The organism is Bacillus sp. URHA0034, assembly GCF_056280405.1.
Map to the genome: position 1 here is coordinate 887,479 of NZ_JBWCDK010000002.1, position 23,552 is coordinate 911,030.

At 38.3% G+C, this 23,552-nt stretch carries 20 protein-coding genes; 2 read left to right on the forward strand and 18 right to left on the reverse strand.

The window, feature by feature from the left end; translation table 11 throughout:
* Positions 1 to 10 precede the first annotated feature (10 nt).
* Together ACZ9EE_RS06375 and ACZ9EE_RS06380 are read right to left on the reverse strand one after the other, a co-directional pair.
* The gene (locus ACZ9EE_RS06375; RefSeq protein WP_476025821.1) at positions 11 to 1,600 is read right to left on the reverse strand and encodes an ATP-binding protein; all 1,590 of its coding nucleotides are present in this window, start codon (positions 1,598 to 1,600) and stop codon (positions 11 to 13) included.
* Between the two features lie 270 nt (positions 1,601 to 1,870).
* Positions 1,871 to 2,674: a fumarylacetoacetate hydrolase family protein gene (locus ACZ9EE_RS06380; RefSeq protein WP_476025822.1), complete on the reverse strand. Its 804-nt coding sequence runs from the start codon at positions 2,672 to 2,674 to the stop codon at positions 1,871 to 1,873.
* 573 nt (positions 2,675 to 3,247) lie between these two features.
* Between ACZ9EE_RS06380 and ACZ9EE_RS06385 the strand changes: the two genes are divergently transcribed.
* Complete coding sequence (locus tag ACZ9EE_RS06385) at positions 3,248 to 4,132, forward strand: LysR family transcriptional regulator (protein ID WP_476025823.1); 885 nt, start codon at positions 3,248 to 3,250, stop codon at positions 4,130 to 4,132.
* Positions 4,133 to 4,787: 655 nt separating this feature from the next.
* Here the strand turns inward: ACZ9EE_RS06385 and ACZ9EE_RS06390 are convergent.
* The 11 genes from ACZ9EE_RS06390 to ACZ9EE_RS06440 all read right to left on the reverse strand — a co-directional run bounded on the left by ACZ9EE_RS06390 (position 4,788) and on the right by ACZ9EE_RS06440 (position 17,513).
* The gene (locus ACZ9EE_RS06390) at positions 4,788 to 7,136 is read right to left on the reverse strand and encodes an endo-1,4-beta-xylanase (protein ID WP_476025824.1); all 2,349 of its coding nucleotides are present in this window, start codon (positions 7,134 to 7,136) and stop codon (positions 4,788 to 4,790) included.
* Between the two features lie 155 nt (positions 7,137 to 7,291).
* On the reverse strand, positions 7,292 to 7,900 hold the full coding sequence (locus ACZ9EE_RS06395) for a YesL family protein (RefSeq protein WP_476025825.1): 609 nt from the start codon (positions 7,898 to 7,900) through the stop codon (positions 7,292 to 7,294).
* Positions 7,901 to 8,124: 224 nt separating this feature from the next.
* Positions 8,125 to 9,738 carry an extracellular solute-binding protein gene (locus tag ACZ9EE_RS06400; RefSeq protein WP_476025826.1) on the reverse strand — a complete coding sequence of 538 codons (1,614 nt, stop codon included), beginning with the start codon at positions 9,736 to 9,738 and terminating at the stop codon, positions 8,125 to 8,127.
* An 81-nt stretch (positions 9,739 to 9,819) separates the two neighbouring features.
* Entirely contained in the window at positions 9,820 to 10,680 is an 861-nt protein-coding gene (locus ACZ9EE_RS06405; protein WP_476025827.1) for a carbohydrate ABC transporter permease, read from the reverse strand.
* Positions 10,681 to 10,693: 13 nt separating this feature from the next.
* Entirely contained in the window at positions 10,694 to 11,662 is a 969-nt protein-coding gene (locus ACZ9EE_RS06410) for an ABC transporter permease (RefSeq protein ID WP_476025828.1), read from the reverse strand.
* A 105-nt stretch (positions 11,663 to 11,767) separates the two neighbouring features.
* The gene (locus tag ACZ9EE_RS06415) at positions 11,768 to 12,895 is read right to left on the reverse strand and encodes a Gfo/Idh/MocA family protein (protein WP_476025829.1); all 1,128 of its coding nucleotides are present in this window, start codon (positions 12,893 to 12,895) and stop codon (positions 11,768 to 11,770) included.
* Positions 12,896 to 12,935: 40 nt separating this feature from the next.
* On the reverse strand, positions 12,936 to 14,090 hold the full coding sequence (locus ACZ9EE_RS06420; RefSeq protein WP_476025830.1) for a Gfo/Idh/MocA family protein: 1,155 nt from the start codon (positions 14,088 to 14,090) through the stop codon (positions 12,936 to 12,938).
* Between the two features lie 311 nt (positions 14,091 to 14,401).
* Positions 14,402 to 15,094 (reverse strand): GntR family transcriptional regulator, encoded by a 693-nt coding sequence (locus ACZ9EE_RS06425; protein ID WP_476025831.1) that lies wholly within the window; start codon positions 15,092 to 15,094, stop codon positions 14,402 to 14,404.
* A 97-nt stretch (positions 15,095 to 15,191) separates the two neighbouring features.
* Entirely contained in the window at positions 15,192 to 15,440 is a 249-nt protein-coding gene (locus ACZ9EE_RS06430) for a helix-turn-helix domain-containing protein (protein ID WP_476025832.1), read from the reverse strand.
* 42 nt (positions 15,441 to 15,482) lie between these two features.
* A complete protein-coding gene (locus tag ACZ9EE_RS06435) occupies positions 15,483 to 16,640 on the reverse strand; it encodes a Gfo/Idh/MocA family protein (RefSeq protein ID WP_476025833.1) in 1,158 nt (385 codons plus the stop codon).
* A gap of 15 nt (positions 16,641 to 16,655) precedes the next feature.
* Positions 16,656 to 17,513, reverse strand: a complete 858-nt coding sequence (locus tag ACZ9EE_RS06440; RefSeq protein ID WP_476025834.1) for a sugar phosphate isomerase/epimerase family protein — start codon at positions 17,511 to 17,513, stop codon at positions 16,656 to 16,658.
* Between the two features lie 193 nt (positions 17,514 to 17,706).
* Between ACZ9EE_RS06440 and ACZ9EE_RS06445 the strand changes: the two genes are divergently transcribed.
* Positions 17,707 to 18,543, forward strand: coding sequence for a helix-turn-helix domain-containing protein (locus ACZ9EE_RS06445; RefSeq protein WP_476025835.1), 837 nt, complete (start codon positions 17,707 to 17,709; stop codon positions 18,541 to 18,543).
* A 275-nt stretch (positions 18,544 to 18,818) separates the two neighbouring features.
* On the opposite strand, the gene ACZ9EE_RS06450 is transcribed toward ACZ9EE_RS06445, so the two are convergent.
* The 5 genes from ACZ9EE_RS06450 to ACZ9EE_RS06470 form a co-directional block, all read right to left on the reverse strand.
* Positions 18,819 to 19,094 carry a cyclophilin-like fold protein gene (locus ACZ9EE_RS06450; protein WP_476025836.1) on the reverse strand — a complete coding sequence of 92 codons (276 nt, stop codon included), beginning with the start codon at positions 19,092 to 19,094 and terminating at the stop codon, positions 18,819 to 18,821.
* Positions 19,095 to 19,108: 14 nt separating this feature from the next.
* The gene (locus tag ACZ9EE_RS06455; protein ID WP_476032878.1) at positions 19,109 to 19,699 is read right to left on the reverse strand and encodes an SDR family oxidoreductase; all 591 of its coding nucleotides are present in this window, start codon (positions 19,697 to 19,699) and stop codon (positions 19,109 to 19,111) included.
* 379 nt (positions 19,700 to 20,078) lie between these two features.
* The gene (locus ACZ9EE_RS06460) at positions 20,079 to 20,360 is read right to left on the reverse strand and encodes an iron-sulfur cluster biosynthesis family protein (RefSeq protein ID WP_476025837.1); all 282 of its coding nucleotides are present in this window, start codon (positions 20,358 to 20,360) and stop codon (positions 20,079 to 20,081) included.
* Positions 20,361 to 20,376: 16 nt separating this feature from the next.
* The gene (locus tag ACZ9EE_RS06465; protein WP_476025838.1) at positions 20,377 to 23,163 is read right to left on the reverse strand and encodes a heavy metal translocating P-type ATPase; all 2,787 of its coding nucleotides are present in this window, start codon (positions 23,161 to 23,163) and stop codon (positions 20,377 to 20,379) included.
* Complete coding sequence (locus tag ACZ9EE_RS06470; protein WP_476025839.1) at positions 23,156 to 23,509, reverse strand: ArsR/SmtB family transcription factor; 354 nt, start codon at positions 23,507 to 23,509, stop codon at positions 23,156 to 23,158. Before ACZ9EE_RS06470 ends, ACZ9EE_RS06465 begins: the two co-directional genes overlap by 8 nt.
* Positions 23,510 to 23,552 lie beyond the last annotated feature (43 nt).

Genomic DNA, 23,552 nt, shown 5'->3' on the forward strand with positions numbered 1-23,552 from the left:
CATCCTCCTTTTATTTTTTTGGAATCACAAGTGTAAATTTTGAACCGCCCAAAAAGCTTTTAGTAATATATACTTGTCCATTTAATTTAGCAAGGGAATTCTTGACTATGTTTAGACCAAGGCCGCGATTTTTCCCAGCTTTGGTGGTATATCCTTCCATAAAAATAGAGTTTTGTTTTTCATCTTGAATGCCTGGCCCGTTGTCTTGTATATCAAAAACAAGATCTCTGCCGATGTCAGTGAAGGACACAGTGACGATGGCCCCGGCTCTGTTTTTTTCTTTGGCTGCTTCCATCGCGTTATCAATAATATTGCCAAGAATAGATACAAGCAGCTTGGTATCCATTGAAACAGGTATATCAGATAAGCTGCTTTCCTCATCAATCTTTAAATCTACCTTTAACTCTTTTGAACGATTAATTTTACCTAGCAAGCAAGCGACAAGTAAAGGATCTTTAACCGCTGACATAAGAAATACGATCGTGCTTTGACGTTCTTCCACTTCACTTGAAATCAGTTCCCTTGCTTTATCGTATTCCTCAATGCTTAATAAACCATATATCGTGTTTAATTTGTTCAAAAATTCATGGTTCAGTGCCCTCATATTTTCAGAGTAAGATTTAATTTTTGATACCTCATCAAACAATTGCTCAATTTCAAACTCTGTTCGTATCGTTAACACGACTCCTGCAATGCAGTCCATTTGGGTAACCAGTGAAAAATCAATGACATACACTTGGTCACCGATAAAAATCTTTTTATTGACGCTCCCTTTTTTGGAATCAAAAACATCCTGAATCATTTCTCTTAAACGGCTGTTTTGTATAACATAATCAGTCAACGGGAAGTTTTGCATAAGCAATTCGCGGGTCCTTTTATTCATGGAAAGAACACGAAAATTTTTATCCACCGCAATAATTCCATCCCGAATCGATTCAAGTATCGCTTCCTTTTCTTTCAAAATATAGGAAATCTCCTCGGGTTCCAGACCAAACATTTTCCGTTTTATTCTCTTCGCAATGAAAAAAGAAGCTGCGACTCCGATTAGCAGCAACAATAAAGCGAGTCCAATAATTTCTTCTTTATAGGTAAAGATTCTTTTTTTTACATCCACCATTAGAAATCCGACTGAAGATACGCCAATTATGTTCCCTTTTTCATCCACAATTGGGGTTTTGGCTTTAATCGCAGGACCCGAGATCCCTTCGCCAAAATAGACAACGGATATATGCTGCTTAAAAACAGGCTCATTGCTCGTCCCCATTGATTTACCAATATATTTCGGATTGGGGTGGGAATAACGAATCCCCCATTTATTTCCGATAACGATATAACTTGCCCCTGTTAATTTTCTCATCTTTTCTGCAATTGGTTGGATTTCTTTAGAAGGGTTGTCACTTTTAAATGCACGGATAATCCTGTCATCCTCTGCAGCTAATTTTGCTACAGACATCGCTTCATGGCCGAGATACTGTGCGGAAAGATCGTCCATAATTCTCGTAAAAAAAATGGCTGCCAGAATGGAAGTAGCACAAATAACTATGGATATAAGCAGTACCATTTGGGTAAATAATTTCAATTTGATGTGTGGTAGTTTCATCAGTCTGTATCTCCAAAGTAAGAACGTTATATAGTCATAGTATATCAGATAGCATTTTACACGAAACGATTAATTTTTACTTGATTTTGGCAGCCGGCTTTTTTAGTTAGTTAGTATTTAGATTGGATTAATAGATTACAAATGCTATTTACTCTAGGGTTATTTTATGGTCTTTTATGTAGGGCATACATTCATCGTTATGCATATTCTGTTCCATATCAGTGTAAAAAAAAAGGGATACCCCACCGGCACCCTTTGATCACTTTTTTTCTATATTACATAATTACTTAGCTTACCGATCTTTTCTACTTCCACAGACACGAAGTCGCCTGTTTTCATTGGACAACTGCCAGAAGGGGAACCAGTAGCCAAAACATCACCTGGTTCAAGTGTCATAACTTTTGAAATCCAACTAATCAGAAAAGGTATGGAAAGTGACATCTGATTGGTATTACCCTCTTGAACGACTTTGCCGTTTAACTTAGTAACGATGCGTAAATTGGTTGGATCTATACCTTTCACAATCCACGGACCCAATGGGCCAAAAGTGTCAAAACCTTTTCCGCGTGTAAACTGGGGATCATTTTTTGTAAGATCTCTTGCAGTTACGTCATTAAATATAGTGCAGCCAAAAACATAATCCAATGCATCTTCTTCTTTTATATTTTTGCCTCGCTTGCCGATAACGAGTGCCACTTCCCCTTCCATCTCCACCTGATTTGTTAAATCACTTGACGGAAGAATAATATCCCCGCCATTAGGAATCAATGAAGATGTCGGTTTTAAAAACAAAAACGGCTCTTTCAGATTTGCCTTTCCCCCAGTCTCCATTGCGTGTTCCGCATATGTCCAGCCGAAATTAATCACCTTTGAGGGTGCTACAGGCTCCAAAATTTTCACATCACTAAAATTAACTTTTATTCCATCATAATATAATTCATTGTTTACAATTTCAGTAAAACTACTGGACAATTGTAAAATTTCATCATTCTCAACAATTCCATAATATATATTACCACTATGATTCTGATAACGAACGATCGTCTGTGTTTTTTGTAATAACCGCATTACCATATTCCAACTCCAACTACAAATTTAAATGGCATCTACCCGGTACTAGGAAGAATTCAATTCGCTACTAAATCGAAACATTGATCATTAAAGTAAACAATCTGTGTAAGAATTTTATATCCTTGAATAGTTTCGAAAAAATTTTTTGCTTCTTTTTCAGTGTTAAACTCATACATTCTTACACTTCTTCCATTTTTAAACACAGTGATATTCCACATATAAAAAATTCCTCACTTTATTACCATTTTTATGTTTGTAAGACAGTATTTCTATTCAAGATTGAACATAGGATGTTTTTCTTTACAACATAGTTAACATCAAATCTTAATTATATTTCCTGTGAAACTAACTCCCCTCACATGGCAAGGTTTGGATACATGAATTTCCCTAAGGATTTTCTTTATTCTATTCCCGCTCCCTCCGAGCTTGGGGCTATTCCTTTGTTCAGTCACTTTCATTTATAGAATTATAGATTGCTTACGATTAAGGATAATGCAATAATAGAAATAAATAAAATACCAATAAATTATATTTACCTATAAGAAATTTTTATATCGCATAAACAGGGTGTGAACAATGGAATACCGTGATTGGGAAATACTGAAAGTTCTTCATAGAGAAAAAAATTTAACAAAAGCTGCTAAGCTTTTGTTTATAACACAACCTGCATTAACCAATCGTTTAAAGCATATGCAAGAGGAATTAGGGACGACAATCGTAACGCGTGAAAGTCGGGGGATTCATTTTACCCCGCAAGGAGAGTACCTTGCCCATTGTGCTGAGGAGGCCCTTGCCCATTATCAAAAAATAAAAGAGAATCTTCTCCATATGGACAGTACAAAAGATAATGAAGTGGCAGGGATACTTAAATTGGGAGTATCCAATTTTTTCGCGAATTATAAACTGGCTCATATTTTGAAATTATTCAAAGAACAGTATCCTCATGTGGAATTCAAAGTGATCACAGGGTGGAGCAAAGATGTTTCTCAACTTGTGCATAACAATGAGGTTCATATTGGTTTTGTTCGGGGAGATTACAGTTGTCGGGGATTATTGAAACATCAATTATTTGAAGAAACAATTTGCGTCACCTCCAAAGAAGAAATTGTCATCGGTGATCTTCCTCATCTTCCAAGGATCGATTACAGAGGGGACTACTTATTAAAATCAGTAGTTGATAATTGGTGGGCCGAAAACTTCACACAACCGGCTTTTGTCAGTATAGAAGTCGATCAAGTGGATACTTGCAAAGAAATGGTTAAAAATGGATTAGGCTATGGTATTCTCTCTAGCAGGACACTTAACGGGATAGAGGATTTATATAAGATTGATTTAATTGATAATAAAGGAAATCCTATATTGCGACGAACATGGATTTATTATCATGAGAGGTCTTTGGAATTGAATGTGGTAAGAGCATTCGTACAATTTGTAAAAGATTTGGATTGGAAAGACATTTAAAATACTAGATTAAAGTTATTGGGCGGAATCATTGGCTTTTGTATATCGTTCTCCTTATAACTACTACAAAAGACCAAGCATTGCTTGGCCTTTTTGTATTAGGAATCCTCGAGTTATTCAATTTGGCGGGACTGCCTAGGAATTGAACCTAGCAGAGACGACAAGCGCCTCTCTAGCAGTTTTGAAGACTGAACTCCCTAATTGTAAATTAATTGCTGTTTTTTAAATTAGAACAATACCCTCCCAATCTACATCAAGTGCCCAAATCAAACAAAAATACCCGTTGGTTTAAGTACAATCCTTCACAATCTGTATGCAAAAGTACCTCCAAGTTAATCCCCTCTTATTCATCACTAAATTTAAATTGAACACTTTTAATAGGGAGATTTCTCTCAAGCAATCTCCCTATTTGTTGTTCTATCCCATGAGGTGTATTAGGCGGTTAAACCACCATTTTTTTCCTCCTGTTAGTCATTACTTACAGTAAGGTAATTTTGCATTTTTTAGATCTAGAAATTATCTGAATTCTTTGGCCAAAAATTCGGGGGAATGCTTCTTGCCTTCGTCCGTCCAGAAATTAGCAAGACCGATGATTAAAAGATAAAGGAGCCCCATTGCTGGGACTCCTTTTTAGGTCCATCACCAAATTCGGTGATTACATATTTGTTATGGATACGACACCTGCACTGATAGTGATTACTCTGGTTTTACCTGAGCTGTTCCATAAGTTTTTCGTTTTTACCTTGTTCATTGCGTCTGCTGTCGCAAATTCGAGAGTTTTGTCAACATTTTTGAATGGCTCCGCAGACACTATGAACTTGATGCCGGTCACATTGCTGTCGTCGCTTAAATCAATAGTTACTGTCTGCGAATCGGTATTGAACAATGCATTGAGCTGTTCTGCGTTTGGAGTAAATACTGCATTGCCGTTATCGTCGAGAGTGTAGTTGAGATTTGTCCCGTTAACGGCAACTTCGAAGTTGTTGTCGATGATTGTCAGTGGGACAGCCTTCGAAGCATGCAGGGTGGAACCGTTAAAAGCATCAACAACCATACTATATTGTCCGGATGCAGGAGCATGCGGGATCGTAATATTTGCGGTACCGTTGACAACTTGGAACTCATCGCTGCATTTTATTCCGTTCTTGGCTAAGTAAGCAACAACCTTGTAGTTACCTAGATCAGCGGCAGCAGCTTTAACCGTGATGTTGGCATGTAGACCAGCAACGATTGAGTTAGTGCCTGGCGTCGAGACAGACAGGTCATACAGTGAACGAGGCGCGAGTCCTTGTTTCACCAGATAGCCGCTCGGATCGAGAACAGCATAGTAAGCTTGTTTTGGAGCGTACATAGTGTCGAACAAAATAGGGCTAGATGTATTACGCCAACTCTGAGAGTCAGCTTTACCCCAAATGGTTACACGTTGGATGTGATCAGCATAAGCTTTGTAAATTTCAAACAGGTGAGCATAGTAGTTAGCCTGGGTTACCTGCTGCTCCTGAGTGAGTGTCGTGGAAGCCTGTCCGCCGTTCGATCTGTAGCCGGCATCTAGTTCCGACACACTGATCTTCACTCCAGCCTGTATGAAGCGTTTGATAGAAGTTTCGACCTGGGATGGATCCGGCCCAGAAGTATTATAATGAGACTGCATGCCTACACCTTCAATAAGCTTGCGGCTTGGGTCCGTGTTGCGCGAGTCAGTAAGCCATTTTGCATTAATATCTTCAACCATCTGCCCCATCGCTTCACGCTTCCAGGCATCGGTTTCGTTATAGTCGTTGTAATAAAGAGTCGCGTTCGGATCAGCCTGACGAGCGTAAATAAACGCGTCGTAAATATAGTCAGCACCGCTTTCGCCTTTGGTTGTGTCAGCACCGTTCGCATATGCCACATACCAAGGAGATTTTCTTGCTGCTGCTTTCCAATCCGTGATTGGGAGAGAGCCACCGTCAAGAGCTTCGTTGACAACGTCCCAAGAAATAACTTTACCCTTGAAATGTCCAGCGACATTGCTGATATAGTCCTGCAAGTTCTCGCGGGCTTCACTGCGTGAAAGCGGTGTTCCGTCCGTATTCTTGTTCAGCCAATTCGGTGATTGGTCGTGCCAAACTAATGTATGACCGTGAACTTGGATGTCGTTCTGCTGAGCCCAAGCGATGATCGAATCAGCGCCCGAATAGTTGTAAATGCCCTTCGCTGTGCTGAGCGAAAGCGGCTTCATGGCATTTTCAGGAGTCGTAACGTTATAGTAGGACTTGTACATGTTGGTTGTTTTTGTATCAAGCTGGGTTGGCTCGATGACATTACCAAACAGGAAGCTGCTCTTGTAAGTGTCTGCCAGTGATGGAATGTTCAGGTTCCATGTCGGGACTGGTTGGGGATCGCCAACCTGGCTGATTTCGATATGGTCGATATACCAAACGTCAGGGTGGTTAGCCGCATTATTGGTAACAAAGCGGAAGTCAACACTCGTAAGGTCCTCCGTCATGACAGGAGTGTTAATGTCAACAGTCTTCCATGTGTCCATCGCGATTGTTCCAGGATTTGCAGGAAGCTTGTACTGGTTGACGGCATACGCTCCATTTAACACTACCCCAGGTCCGGTAATCGTGGATTTGCCCTGGTTATCTGCTGAAGGAACATAGAACGATACTTTAATGTTGTAAACATATCCTGCCGGAAGGGACTGCGGTAATGCTAGATGAATTGCGTTGTTGGCAGCAGTGTAATCCGCACCAATATGTGTTCCTTTAAGCACATAATCGTCACCGGAACCAATGCTGCTGCCACTCTGCCAAGCAACCTGGGCCGCTGATGCCGCGGTAAACAAGGATTGATCCTTAGTTTGATCCGTTGGGTTGAAGTCATACGTATACATCGTTTTGACATCGGTGCTTGCGGCATATGCCGGGGCAATTGTCGAAACCGTATAGAGCGATCCTGATATAATGATAGTCGCAGTTAGCAGCGAAACTCTGCGTTTGATACTAAACTTCTTGTTCATAAGATGCCTCCTGTTTTAATAAATTTTAACTTCACCAGAATTTTCAGACTTTTTTTGCGGAGTAATTATATTAACCGCAATTTTGTTTATATACCCAACAAACTAAATATTTTTCTAAAGGTGGTGATAGATTCAGGTACATATGGTTATTAGACTTAATTCATTCCATTTTTAACTGCCAACTGTGTAAATTTCTGTTCACTTTGCCAATAGGTAATGAAAATAGAAATACTTGAAAAAAGGAAAATAAAGATAACGGGAAAATGTAAGGATAGAAAAAATAGCCCATAAAGACAAACCATGTTGATGAAGGTCAGATGAAATTTATATAAGGCAAGTTTCAAGGCATTGATCAGTAACTGTTTGCCTGTATAATAACCATTGACCATTAACGGAAACACATGTAAAACAACCGCTAAATAGAAAACCAACATTAAACAGAAAATCAAATATAAAAAGATCTTTATGTTTGAGTCAATTTTTGTGATGATATGGAAATCTCCATAAAGCAGCACACCAAATATGACAATAAAACAACCGGCAACCATGCTTTGTCTGAAATTTTCTTTAAATAATTGAATGTATGTAGTGATAATGGGCGGTTCTTTCTTTTTTATCCATTGTCTTGCAACACCAAAAGCAGCAGCCGTAGCGGGAAAAATGGTAATAATCGGTATACAGCTAATTAAAAATAAAAGGTTTAATAGGGTAAAGTGATAAATCCATGTACACGTGCGATATAACCAGCCGTCTATCTGTAACATCGTGATACACACCTTCTCTTATTTACTAATAAATTCTAAAATAGCATTATATATAAGTCTTAAAGTCGGTCTTTACCAGAATAACTCACGAACCTGCTTCGTATAGATTCCTTCTGGTTTTTCTACTAATCCATCAATATTTTTTTTTATAGGATTCATATTTTGCTTTATTGCAAAAGGAAACTGCCTCATAAAAGGCAGTTTCCAAACTGACAATGAGTTTATTATTTGTTATTTTGTGCCTTGTAATTCTTCACATATTCATCATTAACAGCCTGTCCGCCCTGAGTCATGTACTCTTTAACCAATGATTTGTACAAACTGCTTACTTCATTTGGCTTAGCAGCAATTAATTTTGCAAGCATCTGAGCAGAAAAATTCTTAAGTGAGGCATTGTATTTTGCATCGGCTGAATTCGGCGTTGAATAGTAATAAGGAGCATAGTAATCAACAGATCCAACCTTTAATGCATTCTCTACTTCACTTTCAAAACCAGGATATCCTGCCGAAACAGCTGCAACGTTCTTCTCTTTGTCACCAAGCTCGATACCATTTGAAAGAATATCATAGTCGAGGTTGTTTGCAACAGTCATCATCTTTTCGCCTGAATTTGTAGTTCCAGTCTGCTTTGGAACTCCATTGACCATGTTGTAATCTACACCTTCCTTACCATTCTGAAGGAAGAGGGTTACCTCTGGGTCAGACATCCAGTTAAGATATTTTATTGCAAGGTCAACGTTTTTACTTGATTTCGGTACAAGGATATACATACCATTAGGAGCATATCCTGGCTTAGGATGCTTACCTGCATCATTTGCCCAAGGATCAATAGGCACTAGTTCTGCACCAGGGACGTTCTTTTTAAGATTGACAAGGGTACCAGGAGCTGTCCTGTAAGGACCATCCCAGTTAGTGATAAATGCTCCAACTTTTCCATTGGAAAGATCTGCATCGAGCTGTTTTGAATCTTTGTCAGTAGCGAAACTCGGGCTAATCAAACCTGCATTATACATCTTGTTCATATATTGAACAGCTTGTTTAAATCCTGGTAAATTCCAGTTGTCCTGGTAACCTGGACTTGTCTGCAGCGTTGCAAACTGTTTTTCAGTCAGGTCTGATGGTTTAAAGGCTTCCGGAATGTTACCTACTCCTGGATAGGCTGGTTGAAGTGCATACCCAAAAGGAATGACTCCGCTCACATTTCCAGGATTCTTCTCTTTGAATGCAACCATAGTGTTATAGAACTCTTCTGCTGTTGTTGGAAGAGGAAGACCGAGTTTATCGAGCCAGTCTTTACGGATAAATGTATTCATGCCCAGTAGTACAGTTCTCTTACCTGGAATGGCATACTGCTTCCCGTTAAACTTACCATACTTTAATAAATCATCCCCAAGATACTTTGAGAGATGAGATCCATCCTGCTTAAGGGCTGAATTAAGGTCTGCCAATCCACCCTGCTGTACATAATTATAAACAGTACCCTGGTTGTAGGTGAAAACGATATCAGGGGCCTCACCTGATGCCATCAATACATTCAACTTGTCCACTTCCTGGGTTCTAGGAACTGGAACAAACTTAACGGTTGCATTATACTTCTTGCCGAATGTATCATTGATATACTTTGTCCAGTAGTTATTATTCAAATCCGGCTGACCGGGTTTTCCCCTGTCAAAAACTTCAACCGTCAATGTTCGATGCTCTTTTGTATTCCCTGATGACTTCTCTGTTGTACCACTTTGTTTGCCATTTGATGCTGAACTCTCACAACCGGCCAAAGAAGCAGCAAGTGCAACCGCAGTGACAGAAGCAAAGAAAGATTTTAGTATCTTCACCTTCATAAAATCCACTCCCTTAGTAAATTTTAATTATGAATATAAAGGCGCAAGTCAGATTAAAATGATTGATTTCATCCGCCTATATTAACCTTTGATTGCACCAATGGTAATGCCGGATACAAAGTATTTCTGGAGCCACGGGTACACAAGCAGAATCGGAACGGTACCAAACATAATGCTCGCCGCTTTCAGTGCCTCTGAAGGAAGATTTGTGTTGACATTCTCTCCCGCCATTTGTTGTGAAATATTGATCACATTGTACAGTTTAAGCTGGATGGTATACAGCTTTTCATCCGTAATATAGAAAAGAGCGTCCTGAAAATAATTCCACCTGAATACCGCGTATAATAAAGCGATGGTGGCAAGCGCCGGCTTGGAAAGAGGCAGCATGATCTTAAGCAGGATCTGCAGATCATTGCATCCATCCAGGTAGGCAGCTTCTTCTAGGCTTTCAGGTAGGTTCTCAAAGAACGATTTCAATATAATCATATTGAAAACACTCATTAAACTCGGTAGAATCAGTGACAATGAGGAGTTTAGTAGATTCAGATTTTTTACAAGCATATAATCCGGAATCAAACCACCGCTAAAATACATGGTAAACACCATCACTAACAAGAAAACATTTCTGCCCTTGAGCCTTTTTCTACTCAGTGCGTACGCTGCCAAAACGGTGACCGCCAATGAAAGGAGCGCATATACAAGGACCAGAATCACCGTGTAAAACAATGAGTACAGCATACTGCCATCAGCGAATACCACCTTGTAGGCTTCGATATTAAAGTCTATAGGGTATATAGTGACCAGTTGGGATACAATTGCCCGATTGGAACTAAGTGATTCAGATAGAACATAAAGAAAAGGAATCAGGCATATTAAAACCGCTATTAAAACAATCAATACAGCTGAATAGTCAAAAACTCTATTTTTCATTTTTTGTGACATTGTCAGTACCTCCTTACCATATTCCTTTCCCGCCTAATTTCTTAGTAATAAAATTGGAACCTAACAGAAATATTAAGCAAATAACGGATTGGAATAGACCTACGGCTGCACCAATTGAGAAATTTGCGGATTGAATACCTATACGGTAAACATAGGTGCTGATAACGTCAGCATAGTCCATAACAAGGTTGTTCTGCAGGTTGAATGGACGGTCGAAGTTAATGGCCATAATATGACCGAGCTGCAAAATCAGAAGGATTGCAATGGTCGGTCTTATCCCCGGCAATGTAACATGCCAGATTTTTTTTAGCCTTCCTGCTCCATCCACGTCGGCAGCTTCATACAGCTCTTTGTCAATCCCCGTCATAGCAGCAAGATACAAAATCGTCCCCCACCCAGTACTCTGCCATACTCCAACTAAAGAATAAGTTCCAATCCATGCAAATTTATTCGTTAGGAACGGTAATGCATCACCGCCCATACGGGTAATGAATGAATTGACCATTCCTGTAGGTGTAAGTAACTGAGCAACAATTCCGCCGATAATAACCCAGGAAAGGAAATGCGGCATATACAAGATGGTCTGACTGATCTTTTTAAACCTTTTAAATGCCAATTCATTGATCAGGATAGCTAAAATGATTGGTGCCGGAAATCCCACAATTAAATCCAAGGCATTGAGCATCAAGGTATTTCTAACAACCTCAAAGAATTGTGATGTGGCAAATATTTGCTTGAATGTTGCAAAATTATTCCAAGGACTCTCACTCAAACCCTGAAACATATTGTAATCCTTAAAGGCTATCAGGATTCCATACATGGATCCATATTTAAATATCAAAATATAGGCCACAGGGATAACCAACATGAGGTAGAGTAACAGATCACGTTTTAAATAATAAAGTAATCCCTTATTCGTTTTCAGTGGCTTTACCATGATATCGTTTTTATTCAGAGCAAGGTCACTATCCTTAACCTTCATACATTACCACCTCCGTTTTAACAAATCAGCTTGAGCGCTATGGAGTCTTTTTATAGATGAGCACTTTCTTCTCCCGTCGCAATTTGTGTCAAATACGACGATTGCTTATTTAACGAAGTCACTCCCATGTGCGACCTGCTCATACGTATGGTGTGCTGTCTCAATTTGCAAAGCCTGTTCTTGTGCTTCAATACATAATTCCGCAGCTCTGAAGGTATGCTCCTGTGTCATTGCATGCTCTGTTCCATTTAGGCAATCAAGGATAAATTCCCCAAAGAATGGATATCCGACCTTTCCAGATAATTGATAATGCTTTTCCCCTTGCTGGTTCACCAAATATAGATGATCTCCCTGTGAATCTCTTGCAATATCAATATACTTTCTCACTTCAATATAACCTTCTGTTCCTAAGATAGTGACACGGCCATCTCCCCATGTACCAAGACCATCCGGAGTAAACCAGTCGACACGGAAATAGAAGGTTGCACCGTTATCTGCGACTAGGGTTGCATCACCAAAATCTTGGAATTTTGGATATTGTTTAAAATGATAATTTCCTACCTTACTATGCAATACTTTTGCATCTTTGGCTCCAGCATAATGTAAAAATTGCTCAATTTGATGGCTGCCAATATCACAAAGAATACCGCCATAATATTCAGGATCAAAGAACCAATCGGGTCTGCTTTTCGGATTTGCGCGATGTGGGCCTGTCCCAATGACCTGAATGACACGCCCAATGGCACCTTCTTCAATTAATTGTCCTGCAAACATGGAACTTTCAGAGTGGAGGCGTTCACCATAGTAAATTCCCCATTTAAGTCCCGTTTCGGCTACCTTTTGTCTTGCTTGTTTCACCTGATTCAATTTTGTAAAAGCAGGCTTATCAGTAAAATAATGTTTTCCATGGTCAAGGGCACGAAGACCAAGCGGGCCGCGCTCTGAAGGGATATTCGCACTTGCAACCAGCTGAATATCTGGATTATTGAAAATCTCTTCTTCACAAGATGCTATTTTTGCCTGAGGATATTTAGTAATGAAATCATTTACCTTCTTAGGGTCCGGATCGTAAACTGCAGTGAGCTGAGCCCCTGCCTCAATTAAGCCGTTACACATCCCATAAATATGGCCATGATCTAAACCAATGGCGGCAAATTGAAACTCCCCTGGTTCCACGACGACTCGTTTAACCAAACCTTTTGGTGCATAATTCATTCCATCATTTCGATCCATATTACTCGCTCCTTTATATTTAAGATTGGAAGAAAAACAATTATTCGTATTTACCACCAGTAGAAATAACATTTTCGGTAAAATTAACAACATGGTTTTTCTTTTCATAAAAGTGGGTGGCGTTTTTCAATACTCCATCACTGGTATAGAACGGGCTGTTCTCATTTAATGGAAGCTTTACCGTTTCGCCAGTGCTTGCTGATTGGTAAATCGCTGTTATCAATTCAAGCGTTTGTCGACCTTGTATTCCATCCACTAATACTTGTTTTTTACCTTCAATGGCTGATAAAATATCTTCAATCTGTGCTGTATGACCGGTATATTCCAGGTCTGACAATTGGTCATATGCACGCTGAAGTTTTGCCTCCAGCTCTTCATCTTTTTCAGGGAAACCATTTTCTTTCGATTTTGATGCCGCGACTTTCCATGGAACAGATACCCTTGCATTTTTTCCTTGGAAGATCAATTGCTGCTCCTCTCCATGATGAACAACAGAACTTGTAATTTGCGCTAAACTTCCATTCGGATATCGGAAAATGGCAACCGATAAATCTTCTACTTCAGCATTATCATGTGATGTATTGCTTGTAATAGCTGTTACTTCTGAAGGCATTCCATTCATCCAATGAAAAATATCGATATGATGGACCGCATGGTTTAATGTACAGCCGCCGCCTTCTTTTTCATATGTACCTCTCCACCATAAATCATAGTAGCAGTAACCTCTCCACCAAAATGAATCCACCTGCGTATGTACAATTGGGCCCATTAGCTTTGTATCAAGGATTGCCTTAAGCTTCATCATTGGATCTGTAAACCGATTCTGAGAAACGATCGATAATATCTTGCCGCTTTGTTCCTGGGCCCGGTTCATGGCATCACATTCTTCTAATGATGAAGCCATGGGTTTCTCAACAAGAACATTTTTTCCTGCGTTTAAGAAGTCAATGGCAATTTCAGCATGTGTATATGGTGGTGTACAAACGGAAACCAAATCAATATCAGGTCGGTTTAGCATTTCATGGTAATCACTATAAATATCAGCGTTTAAGTTGAAATCCTTTACGGTCTTTTCAGCTTTTTCCGAATAAATATCGGATACAGCAACAATCTCACATCTGTCTGGAAATTGCAGGTACCCCTTGATATGTGCATTTGATATTGCACCAGTACCTATAATTGCGACTTTAATCATCCCGTTCCATCCCTTTCTGTTTTTAAATTTTTCCATTATAGAAATCAGGCTTTGCCTGTTACTACTGTAATAAGCTAAAAAATCCAGAAGTGAGTTTCATGAATGTTGTTCTTACTGCGCCTTGGCCACTAATAAGAAATTGTGTCTTTTTGTGTTTTTAGTTGTTCTTTCCCTAGCTGCCATTCCATCACCCCCCTAAAATTAAACCGCTTTCATTTTTGATTTTTAAAAAAAGGAACAAAATAATGTTATTCCTTTTCTCACATACTGGCGGAGCATCCTCTGTGTTTGCACGGTTCCATTCAATTATGCTACTTTCTCCATTCGAAATATTCAGAGTATTTTTTAATCAGAATATCTTGTTCAGATAGCATCAGCCTTAAGTGTTTAGACATAAGTATTTCTGCCTTTGTTTTATCCTTTTCACAGATAGCTTCAAAAATTTCTTTGTGGTGATCCATCACTACATCCCAATCAAAAACCTTGATATCGGTCAACCGCAACATTCGAAACCTATTTAAGTGTCCTGCCATGTCTTGTATCATCTTCCAGGTGCGTTCTTTCCCGGAACATACAAATTGAGCTTTGTGGAAAGCTTCATCTAATTCAAGGAATTTTTGGACTCCTTGGTTTCCTACCTTGATAGAGACAAGCTTTTCCTGCATTTTTAGGTTGACTTCTAAATTAAAAATCGTTTCATCTGTGGGATTTTCACAGCATAACCCGACATTTTTTGATTCAATGATTTCACGGACAAACCGTGCTTCTTCTGCACGATCCAAATTGATGAGTGAGACAAATGTTCCGCTCTGAGGGATGATCGTTAATAATTCTTCCTGGGCTAATTTTAAAAATGCTTCTCTGATTGGAGTTCGACTTACTTGTAAAAAGTCGGACATTAATTTTTCTGAGATTTTTGTACCAGGAATCAGTTTTAAATTTAAAATATCGGACTTTAGTGTTTCATAAGCAAATTCTTTGGCATTAACGAATGCACTTGGCATCGATTTTCCTCTTCTCATTGTTCCTTTTTCTAGTAATCCCCTTATTTAAGCAATAAGGAAATTAATTATCATACTACCATTCTAGTAGATTAATATACTAATATGGTAGATTTGTGTTTATTGTATCTCTTTTTGTAAAAATTTCAAGGAATTTTTTTCGACAATTAAGAAAATTCGTAAAATGGGTATCAACTTGACTTGAAATTTCTGAAAGTGGTTGATAAGGCTCCATTTCTAATCGATATTTTGCTTGCCAAGCCATCACAAACTCCATTAAGGTTAATCCTGTAATTTCCTTAAAAACATGAGACACGTAAGACTTGCTTAAATTTACTTCTTCAGCCAATCGGGCAGGAAACTAACTTTTTCAGAGAATCCTTCTATTTTCTTAAAACGTTCCAGAAACATCAAGAGTTAAATCTCTAACATTCTTTTTAAATGTAGAGTTATCTATTCTCTCTTTGAGCTTCTCATAGAACAAGTCTTCATCAAAAGGAATATCTACCCAACTATCAGTCCAAGCGGATAAATGCATTGCATTTGAAATGGTTAGACCCTTTATTCCCTCTACACCAGGAGCAATCAACTTGGTGTCATTTAAAATTGCACTAACCCAGTCCCTCATGATACCAATGTGCTGAGAATTTTCACCTGGTGTAGGAATTTCACATTTCCAACACTCAGGACTTCCAAAGCCGCCTTTATAATCTCTATTAAACTCTCTCTCCGATACACGCAGTCTCCAAAAACTTAACTTATCGTCTTCAATCACTATCTTCCCACGGTCACCAGTAACCTCTAACCGATTGGTTCCTGGTGCTTCCCCTGTGGTTGTTATAAACAGACCAGTAGCCCCATTCTCATACTCTACATAAGCTGTTACATCATCTTCGACTTCGATATCGTGATACTTTCCAAATGACATAAAGGCACGTACTCTTTTTGGCATTCCACAAATCCACTGCCACAAATCAAGTTGATGCGGATCTTGATTGAGAAGTACTCCACCACCTTCTCCTGACCATGTTGCTCTCCAATCCCCTGCATCGTAATAGCTTTGTGGCCGGTACCAATTAGTTATGATCCAGATGGACCTTTTAAGCTCGCCAAGTTCCCCCGATTCAATAAGCTCCTTAAGCTTTTTATACAATGGATTTGTCCTTTGGTTGTACATAATGGCAAATACCTTATCACTTTGTAACGCAACCTCATTCATCTCTCTTACAGCTTTTGTATAAACTCCCGCAGGTTTTTCAATAAGCGTATGATACCCGGAATTCAATGATTGTATGGCTAGACCAGGATGATCATAATGTGGAGTAACGATCATAACTGCATCAAAAGCTTTCGATTGAAAAAAGCTATCCGTATTGTCAAAGAGCTTAATACTGTCACCAAAGCTCTGTTTAGCCCATTCTAACCTTTCCGTTCTTATATCACATACAGCCGTAAGTTCTGCATTGGGAACCTTTCCTGCTATCAATTCTTGTGCATGGTTTGTACCCATACCTCCGATACCGATAATACCTACACGCACTTTGGTCATAGCGACTCCTCCTATTTATAGATTCAAATCATTTAATATTTTTTTCAATGCATGGACGGCAACCGCGAATCTTTTCGCTTCTCCCTCAGGTAAACCGTAACCAGGGGAATCTGGCTCAAGTAAAGAAAAGTCCGAATAACCCCATAAATGTGGCTCAAGAGATAAATAGCCTTCATAACCTTTACGATGTAATTCATTAAGAATCTCTACTACATCTCCATCTCCTTCCCCCGCCGGTACTACATGATGATCATTGGATATGGCGTCTTTGACATGAACATACACTATATGGTCCTGAAGCAATTCATAGGCATCTGGATAATTTTTTGCATTACATTGGACAAAATTTGCAAAGTCAAAGATCCCTTTAAAATAGTCACAATTCAACGTCTCCAGAAGATCCAAACATCTTTCTGGAGTATCGCCATAAATTCCTGATTCGTTTTCGTGAAGGAGAACCACTCCACTTCCTTCAGCAGCCTTTATAAAACTCCTCCACCTTTTGATAACTTCGTCCCTATAGTTTAATGGATCCTCTCCTTTGGGAATAAAAAAGCTAAACATCCTTATATACTTACATTCCATGATTTTAGCAATCTCTAAAGTATGCTTAAACAGCTCCAAATGGGGTTCAAAATCATCGGTAATTTTAATCTTTCCCAGCGGCGATCCAATTGCCGAAAGTTTAAAGCCTCTAGCATCAATCTTTTTCTTAATCTCTTTAACTTCTTCTAAAGTATAATGAACAAGTTGTTTGCCATTAACTCCTCTCATTTCAATAAACTTGATACCATGCTGGTCTAATACATCCATCTGAGTTTTTAAATCGGAATCAATTTCATCTGCAAATGCAGATAACACAAATTTACTCATAAAATAGTAACCTCTCTTGGGGGGCTGGTTTTTTATTCTCTAATTATTTATAATTTTATGACATCTCTAATTTTTAATCATGGTATTTCTTGCTTAACACATTGCAAATATTGCTTTTTCAATCGTTAATTTTCATATAAATTCTTGAAGAATTACAATATACTAAATAAAATATTGTTAAGAGGTGGATGTCATGGACAAACAAATCCTACAATACATAGGTAATAATTTCTTTATGAACCATGTGGTAACGGAATCCCCCATTGATGTGGCAACTCACATACATGACGGCTATGAATTGTTTTACTTTATTTCTGGAGATCTTACCTATTATATTGAAGGTCAGGCTTACAAGCTTTGTCCAAACGATTTGATTATAACGAACTCCCGAGAGCTTCATAGAATTATGTTTAACTCAAAGGCCTGCTATGAAAGAAAGTATATACATTTTAAACCTGAGTATATTTCTTCTTATCAAACTGATGGATATAACATGCTTTCATATTTAGAAAAAAGGAAGTTGGGTTATTTTAATCGAATACTAGCAAAAAATGTCCTTGAAGATGGAATAGATGAACTTTGGGGTAATATTGAAAAGGCTTCCCTGGAAAACACTCCGGAAAGCCCAATTCTGATTAAAACATTTTTTATACAAATGCTTATGACCATAAATAAAATCTTTTCAAAATATAATAATCCCGTTGTGAATAGTTATAAATATGATAAAAAAATAGTCACCATTTTAGATTTCATCAATAAAAACTTAAATGAAAAAATTACACTCGATTTGCTAGAACAAGAGTTTTTCGTAAACAAATATTACTTGTGTCATATATTTAAAATGAATACAGGTTTTACTGTTTTTGAGTATATAACGTATAAGAGAATTATGAGGGCAATGGAGCTACTTATGTCCGGAAATACAGCACTTGACGCAGCTCATGCTGTTGGATTTGGAGATTATTCAACCTTCTATAAAGCCTTTAAAAAAATTACTGGTTTTTCTCCTAATCAGTACAGTAGAAAGTAGTGTTAAGGCTAACCCTGTCCACTCATTATCGGATAGGGCTATATTTATTAAGTTTGTTTTAAGCTTCTTTAATGATTTTATACCCCTGCAACGTTAATCACGCTCTCTTTTCTTATCTTTTGCTGTCGTTAAACATAAAATGCTTATTATTCAAGACTATCAGTGGGGCAGATTAATCCATTATTTTAACCTACTTTTTTAATTGATATTATCAATTGTAACTTTAAAATTACCTTTCATACTTGCAAGCTTTTCAATACCAGATTCAATCTTCCCTAATTAATCAATCCATTTGCAAAACCAAAATCCCTATAAAATATAGCTATATTTCCCCAAGGAGCATAATACATAATATCTCCAATAGAAGCTTCGGTACCATCTGGAGAACCAGCAGTAGGCAATCTTTTGGGAAGTTCGCTAATCTTTTCCGTTCCCGCGTAGTCTTCAAGTGTTAACTTAAGAGGAAGAAGTGCTATAAAATCACTTGCTGCTTTACTGTCATTCAAAATAGCAGTATATACGTCTTCACCAACAGTTAATTTTATTTTCATTTATTTCACGCCTTTTATTTTACTGATTTTGTGGGACGAATTAGGATTTCGCTTACAGCAACAGATTCCGGTGTGCTGATTGCATAAGCAACTGCATCAGCAATATCGCTTGACTTTAATCCTAAACCTTCAATTTTAGCATTATTCTTGACCCGTTCACGATTTTCAGGCTCGTTAATCGTCGTATAAAGTTCTGTATCTACTAATCCTGGAGAGATAATGGTGCTTCGAATATTGTTTTCACGCTCTTCTTGGCGTAATCCCTCCATGATGGCTCGAACAGCAAATTTTGTCCCACAATATACAGCAGAACCAGGATAGACCACATGCCCTGCAATGGAGTCAGTCGCAATAATATGACCAGATTGCTGTTTTTTCATGACCGGCAAAACAGCAGCAATACCATTTAACACACCCATAATATTAATGTCTAACATTTGTTTCCATTCATCAAATCGTTTTTCTGAAAGTGGAGCAATTGGCATAACTCCAGCGTTGTTGTAAAGTACATCCACACGACCATATTTTTCGATTGCTAAATCTACAACAGCTTGAACTTCCTCATTGTTTGTTACATCTGCAACAGCGTATGATACCTTTTTTATAAATTATTGATAGCTTCATTTTCTTGATGGAATGCTTAAACGTTTACTCAACAAATCAACCAAAATTGTTGAGTATCTATAAAAGGTAACGCATCGATGTATTTGGCAATTAAAAAATGCTATAAACGGCAGTATCTTTTATGAATGTAAAAAGAGCCAAAATACGCAAGTAGTGCATAAAAACTTGCATATTCTAGGCTTTATATTTTTATTCCTTATTGTGCTAAAGCACCCAGTTACTTTAAGTGCAATCTCTCACAAAGTTAATATTTCAGTCGCTTCAAGTTCAATGTACGCACGATAGGTAAATTCGTTGTGCTTTTGAAATTGGGGAATATCCCCATTCAAAAGAATGGGGATATTTATTAAAACTAATATTTTAACAGCAATTATCATTTCCTAACATGACAAGTCCAGAACCCGAAGCAGTTTCCTGATAATCAAGGGTAATGGCTTCACTGTTAGCAAGAATATCTTTTTCAATTGCAACCTGGATTCCATTAATGGTTTCTACTACATCATTTTCCGAAGGCTCCTCCAGAGCCAATCCCATTTTGGGACCACTTCAGCCAACCCCAGCCATAAAGAGGCGAATTCCTTTGAGGTCATGTTGTTTCATGATTTCTTGGATAAATGTTTTTGCTGAGTCCGTAATTTGCATTGTTTTTTCACCTCCTTTATTTATTGGCTTTTAATGCTAATAACCTCATACTATTTAAAATGACAAGCAAAGCAGCTCCAGTGTCACTCATGACGGCAATCCATAGAGTGAGCCAACCAGGAAAAATCAGCACTAAGGCAATTACCTTAACAAGGATTGAAAACCAAATGTTTTGTTTAATGATTTGCATGGCTTTTCGGCTTAATTTCATCGTGTGTGGTAACTTTTCTAGATTATCTGCCATTAAAACAATATCGGCCGTTTCCATGGCTGTATCTGTTCCAGCACCACCCATGGCAATGCCAAGATCAGCTGTAGCAAGAGCAGGTGCATCGTTAATTCCATCTCCAACCATAGCAACAAGCTTTCCTTCATCTTGAAGCTGCTTAACAGCATTTACTTTATCTTCGGGAAGTAATTCGGCAAAATAGCGGTCAACTCCTGTTTGTTGAGCTATTTTCTTTGCTGTTCCTTCATTATCACCAGTCAGCATCACCACTTGTTCAATGCCAGCCTCTTTAAGTTCCTTTAAGGCTTTGACAGTGATTTCACGAACGGTATCCGAAACAGCGATTATTCCTAAAATTGTTGTTTTCGTTCCGACAATTACAAGAGTATTTCCTTCGTTTTGTAGCGTTTGAACTTGTTCTTTATAATTCCTAAGATCCATGCCTAACTCTTCAAATAATTTTGGATTTCCAGCAAAGAATTCGATGCCTTCAATTGTAGCTTGTGCCCCTTTACCAACAATGGCTTTAAACGATTCTCCGTTTCTTATCTCGATATTTCGATCCATTGCATAATTGCGGATGGCCAAAGCAATAGGATGTTTAGAATGTTCTTCAATCGTTCTTGCAACGCCAAGCATTTCTTCTTCTGTTCCTTCAAAAGTGATGACTTGGGACACTTTTGGTTTTCCTTCGGTTAGAGTCCCTGTTTTATCAAAAGCAATGGCTTTTAATGCTCCTGCTATTTCTAAGAACGAACCACCTTTAATGAGCACGCCATTTTTCGCTGCATTTCCTATACTAGATACAATTGCAACGGGTGTAGAGATAACAAGTGCACAAGGGCAAGCGACAACCAATAGTTCCAATCCTTTATAAATCCAATCTAACCATCCCCCAAAACCGAACAATGGTGGGAATACCATAATCAAAATGGCTAATGAAAAAACAATAGGTGTATAGATTCGTGCAAATCGATCAACAAAATCTTGTGTCGGAGCTTTTTTCTCTTGTGCTTCTTCGACCATATGAATAATTCTTGCAATCGCTGTATCCTCAACTAACTTGGTCACCTTAATTTCTAATGATCCACTTTCGTTGATGGTTCCTGCATAAACCGTATCCCCAATTTCTTTATCAACGGGAATGGATTCTCCAGTTATCGGTGCTTGATTAACGGTGGAGGATCCTTGAATCACTTCGCCATCCAACGGAATTTTTTCACCTGGCTTTACAACAATAATGTTTCCAATCGAGAGTTCTTCCACAGGTTTTCGGAATAACTCTTCATTTCGCTTCACCCATGCTTCTTGAGGGGCTAAATTGATCAAATTTCGAATGGAATTCCTTGTTTTATCTACTGATTTGTTCTGAAGCATGGTTCCAAAGGCAAACAGCCAAACAACAGTTGCCCCTTCGGACCACTGCCCAATCAGTGCAGCACCAATGGCAGCTGAAGCCATTAATACGTTCATATCAAGGGAACCACTTTTAATAGCATAAAAAGCATTTCTAGCTGGTTTGTAGCCACTAATGACAATTACTGTTGCAAATAATAGCGTTGTAATGATAGATGAGACTGATTCAGTAAACGAACCAAGAAATCCTAGTGCCAACAGAATACCAGAAATCGTAGTTAAGGAATCCTTTTTAGGTTCATTCGTTTGTGTATTTGTTTTTCGATTGGATATTAAAGAAGCTTGATACCCTACTTTGGAAACTTCTTTGAGCACTTCTTCAACATCCATCTCATGAGTAATTTGCATCTTACTAGTTGAGAAATTGACACTGACCTCTTTAACATTTGAAAGATTTTTCATATGTTTTTCGAGTGTTACCGCACAAGCTCCACAGTCCATTCCCTCAATTTTGAAAGTTTGCCCTTTCCCATTCTGTACAAGAGGCTCTACCGAAAAGCCAATTTTATTCATATGGCTCGGAATCGATTCAAGAACAGAATCATCTTCAATCGATATTTGCATTTTTCCAGTACTATAATTGACGTTTACCTGATTGATACCATTTACCTTACCCAAACTTTTTTCAATCGTCCGAGCACAGGCAGGGCAATCCATTCCCTGTACACGAAATTCATTGATTTTCCCTGTTAGGGGAGTAATGCTCTCAGTTCTTTCAGTTGGAACCTCTCCGCAACAGGCATCATCCTGGCAACACGAATCGGTCTTTGCGGGTGTTGGATTAATTAACATAATTGGAATACTTTTTTTAGAAGTAGATTCAATAGTTGAACAGCAAGCGTCAGTACACGCATCTTTTTCCTGCGGTTTCGATGAATTCAGAAGAGGAATCGGAATACTCTTTTTATTTGATTGCTCATGACTACATGAATCATCTGAACAGCAAGTCTTAGCAACTGACTCATTTGGAGCACAGCAAGCATCCGTACAAGCATCTTTTTTCATTGATTTTGTTGGATTCATGAGTGTAATAGGGATACTTTTTTTCCCTGGCTGCTCATGGTTGCATGAACCATCTGAACAGCAGGATGTATTTTCTTTTGGATTTGAAGTTTCTAATAGAGTTAGGGGAATGCTTTTTTTCTGTTTTTCAGCCATTACAGTTCATCCCCTCATTAGATAAGCATTGATCGTTTTTATCACAATCTGCAACCTGTTCTTCCACTTCTCCTAGAACCAAATCAAACATGCGGAGTAGCATTTTGACCTGTTCATCCCTAATGCTGTAGTACATGAACTTTCCTTCTTGTCGTCCAACAATAATCCCGCACCCTTTTAAACAAGCCAAGTGTTGTGAGATATTCGATTGATTTCCTTTTATATCTTCTACAATTTGAGAAACTGTCTTTTCTTGACTTTTAATCGATTCTAATATTTGTAGACGGGTTTTGTCCCCAAACCCTTTTATGAATTTTACTTTTAAATCCAATGCATCGAGTGCCATTTTTACTTCACCTCACCTAACGTATTAGTAAACACTAATATAT

Excerpts from the sequence above, each read along its gene's own strand:
- ACZ9EE_RS06395 (WP_476025825.1), bottom strand. The coding sequence starts at position 7,900 with ATGTTACAGATAGACGGCTGGTTATATCGCACGTGTACATGGATTTAT.
- ACZ9EE_RS06405 (WP_476025827.1), bottom strand. The coding sequence starts at position 10,680 with ATGTCACAAAAAATGAAAAATAGAGTTTTTGACTATTCAGCTGTATTG.
- ACZ9EE_RS06445 (WP_476025835.1), top strand. The coding sequence starts at position 17,707 with ATGGACAAACAAATCCTACAATACATAGGTAATAATTTCTTTATGAAC.
- ACZ9EE_RS06465 (WP_476025838.1), bottom strand. The coding sequence starts at position 23,163 with ATGGCTGAAAAACAGAAAAAAAGCATTCCCCTAACTCTATTAGAAACT.
- ACZ9EE_RS06470 (WP_476025839.1), bottom strand. The coding sequence starts at position 23,509 with ATGGCACTCGATGCATTGGATTTAAAAGTAAAATTCATAAAAGGGTTT.
- ACZ9EE_RS06390 (WP_476025824.1), bottom strand. The coding sequence starts at position 7,136 with ATGAACAAGAAGTTTAGTATCAAACGCAGAGTTTCGCTGCTAACTGCG.
- ACZ9EE_RS06450 (WP_476025836.1), bottom strand. The coding sequence starts at position 19,094 with ATGAAAATAAAATTAACTGTTGGTGAAGACGTATATACTGCTATTTTG.
- ACZ9EE_RS06400 (WP_476025826.1), bottom strand. The coding sequence starts at position 9,738 with ATGAAGGTGAAGATACTAAAATCTTTCTTTGCTTCTGTCACTGCGGTT.
- ACZ9EE_RS06425 (WP_476025831.1), bottom strand. The coding sequence starts at position 15,094 with ATGCCAAGTGCATTCGTTAATGCCAAAGAATTTGCTTATGAAACACTA.
- ACZ9EE_RS06415 (WP_476025829.1), bottom strand. The coding sequence starts at position 12,895 with ATGGATCGAAATGATGGAATGAATTATGCACCAAAAGGTTTGGTTAAA.
- ACZ9EE_RS06380 (WP_476025822.1), bottom strand. The coding sequence starts at position 2,674 with ATGGTAATGCGGTTATTACAAAAAACACAGACGATCGTTCGTTATCAG.
- ACZ9EE_RS06375 (WP_476025821.1), bottom strand. The coding sequence starts at position 1,600 with ATGAAACTACCACACATCAAATTGAAATTATTTACCCAAATGGTACTG.
- ACZ9EE_RS06420 (WP_476025830.1), bottom strand. The coding sequence starts at position 14,090 with ATGATTAAAGTCGCAATTATAGGTACTGGTGCAATATCAAATGCACAT.
- ACZ9EE_RS06440 (WP_476025834.1), bottom strand. The coding sequence starts at position 17,513 with ATGAGTAAATTTGTGTTATCTGCATTTGCAGATGAAATTGATTCCGAT.
- ACZ9EE_RS06410 (WP_476025828.1), bottom strand. The coding sequence starts at position 11,662 with ATGAAGGTTAAGGATAGTGACCTTGCTCTGAATAAAAACGATATCATG.
- ACZ9EE_RS06435 (WP_476025833.1), bottom strand. The coding sequence starts at position 16,640 with ATGACCAAAGTGCGTGTAGGTATTATCGGTATCGGAGGTATGGGTACA.
- ACZ9EE_RS06385 (WP_476025823.1), top strand. The coding sequence starts at position 3,248 with ATGGAATACCGTGATTGGGAAATACTGAAAGTTCTTCATAGAGAAAAA.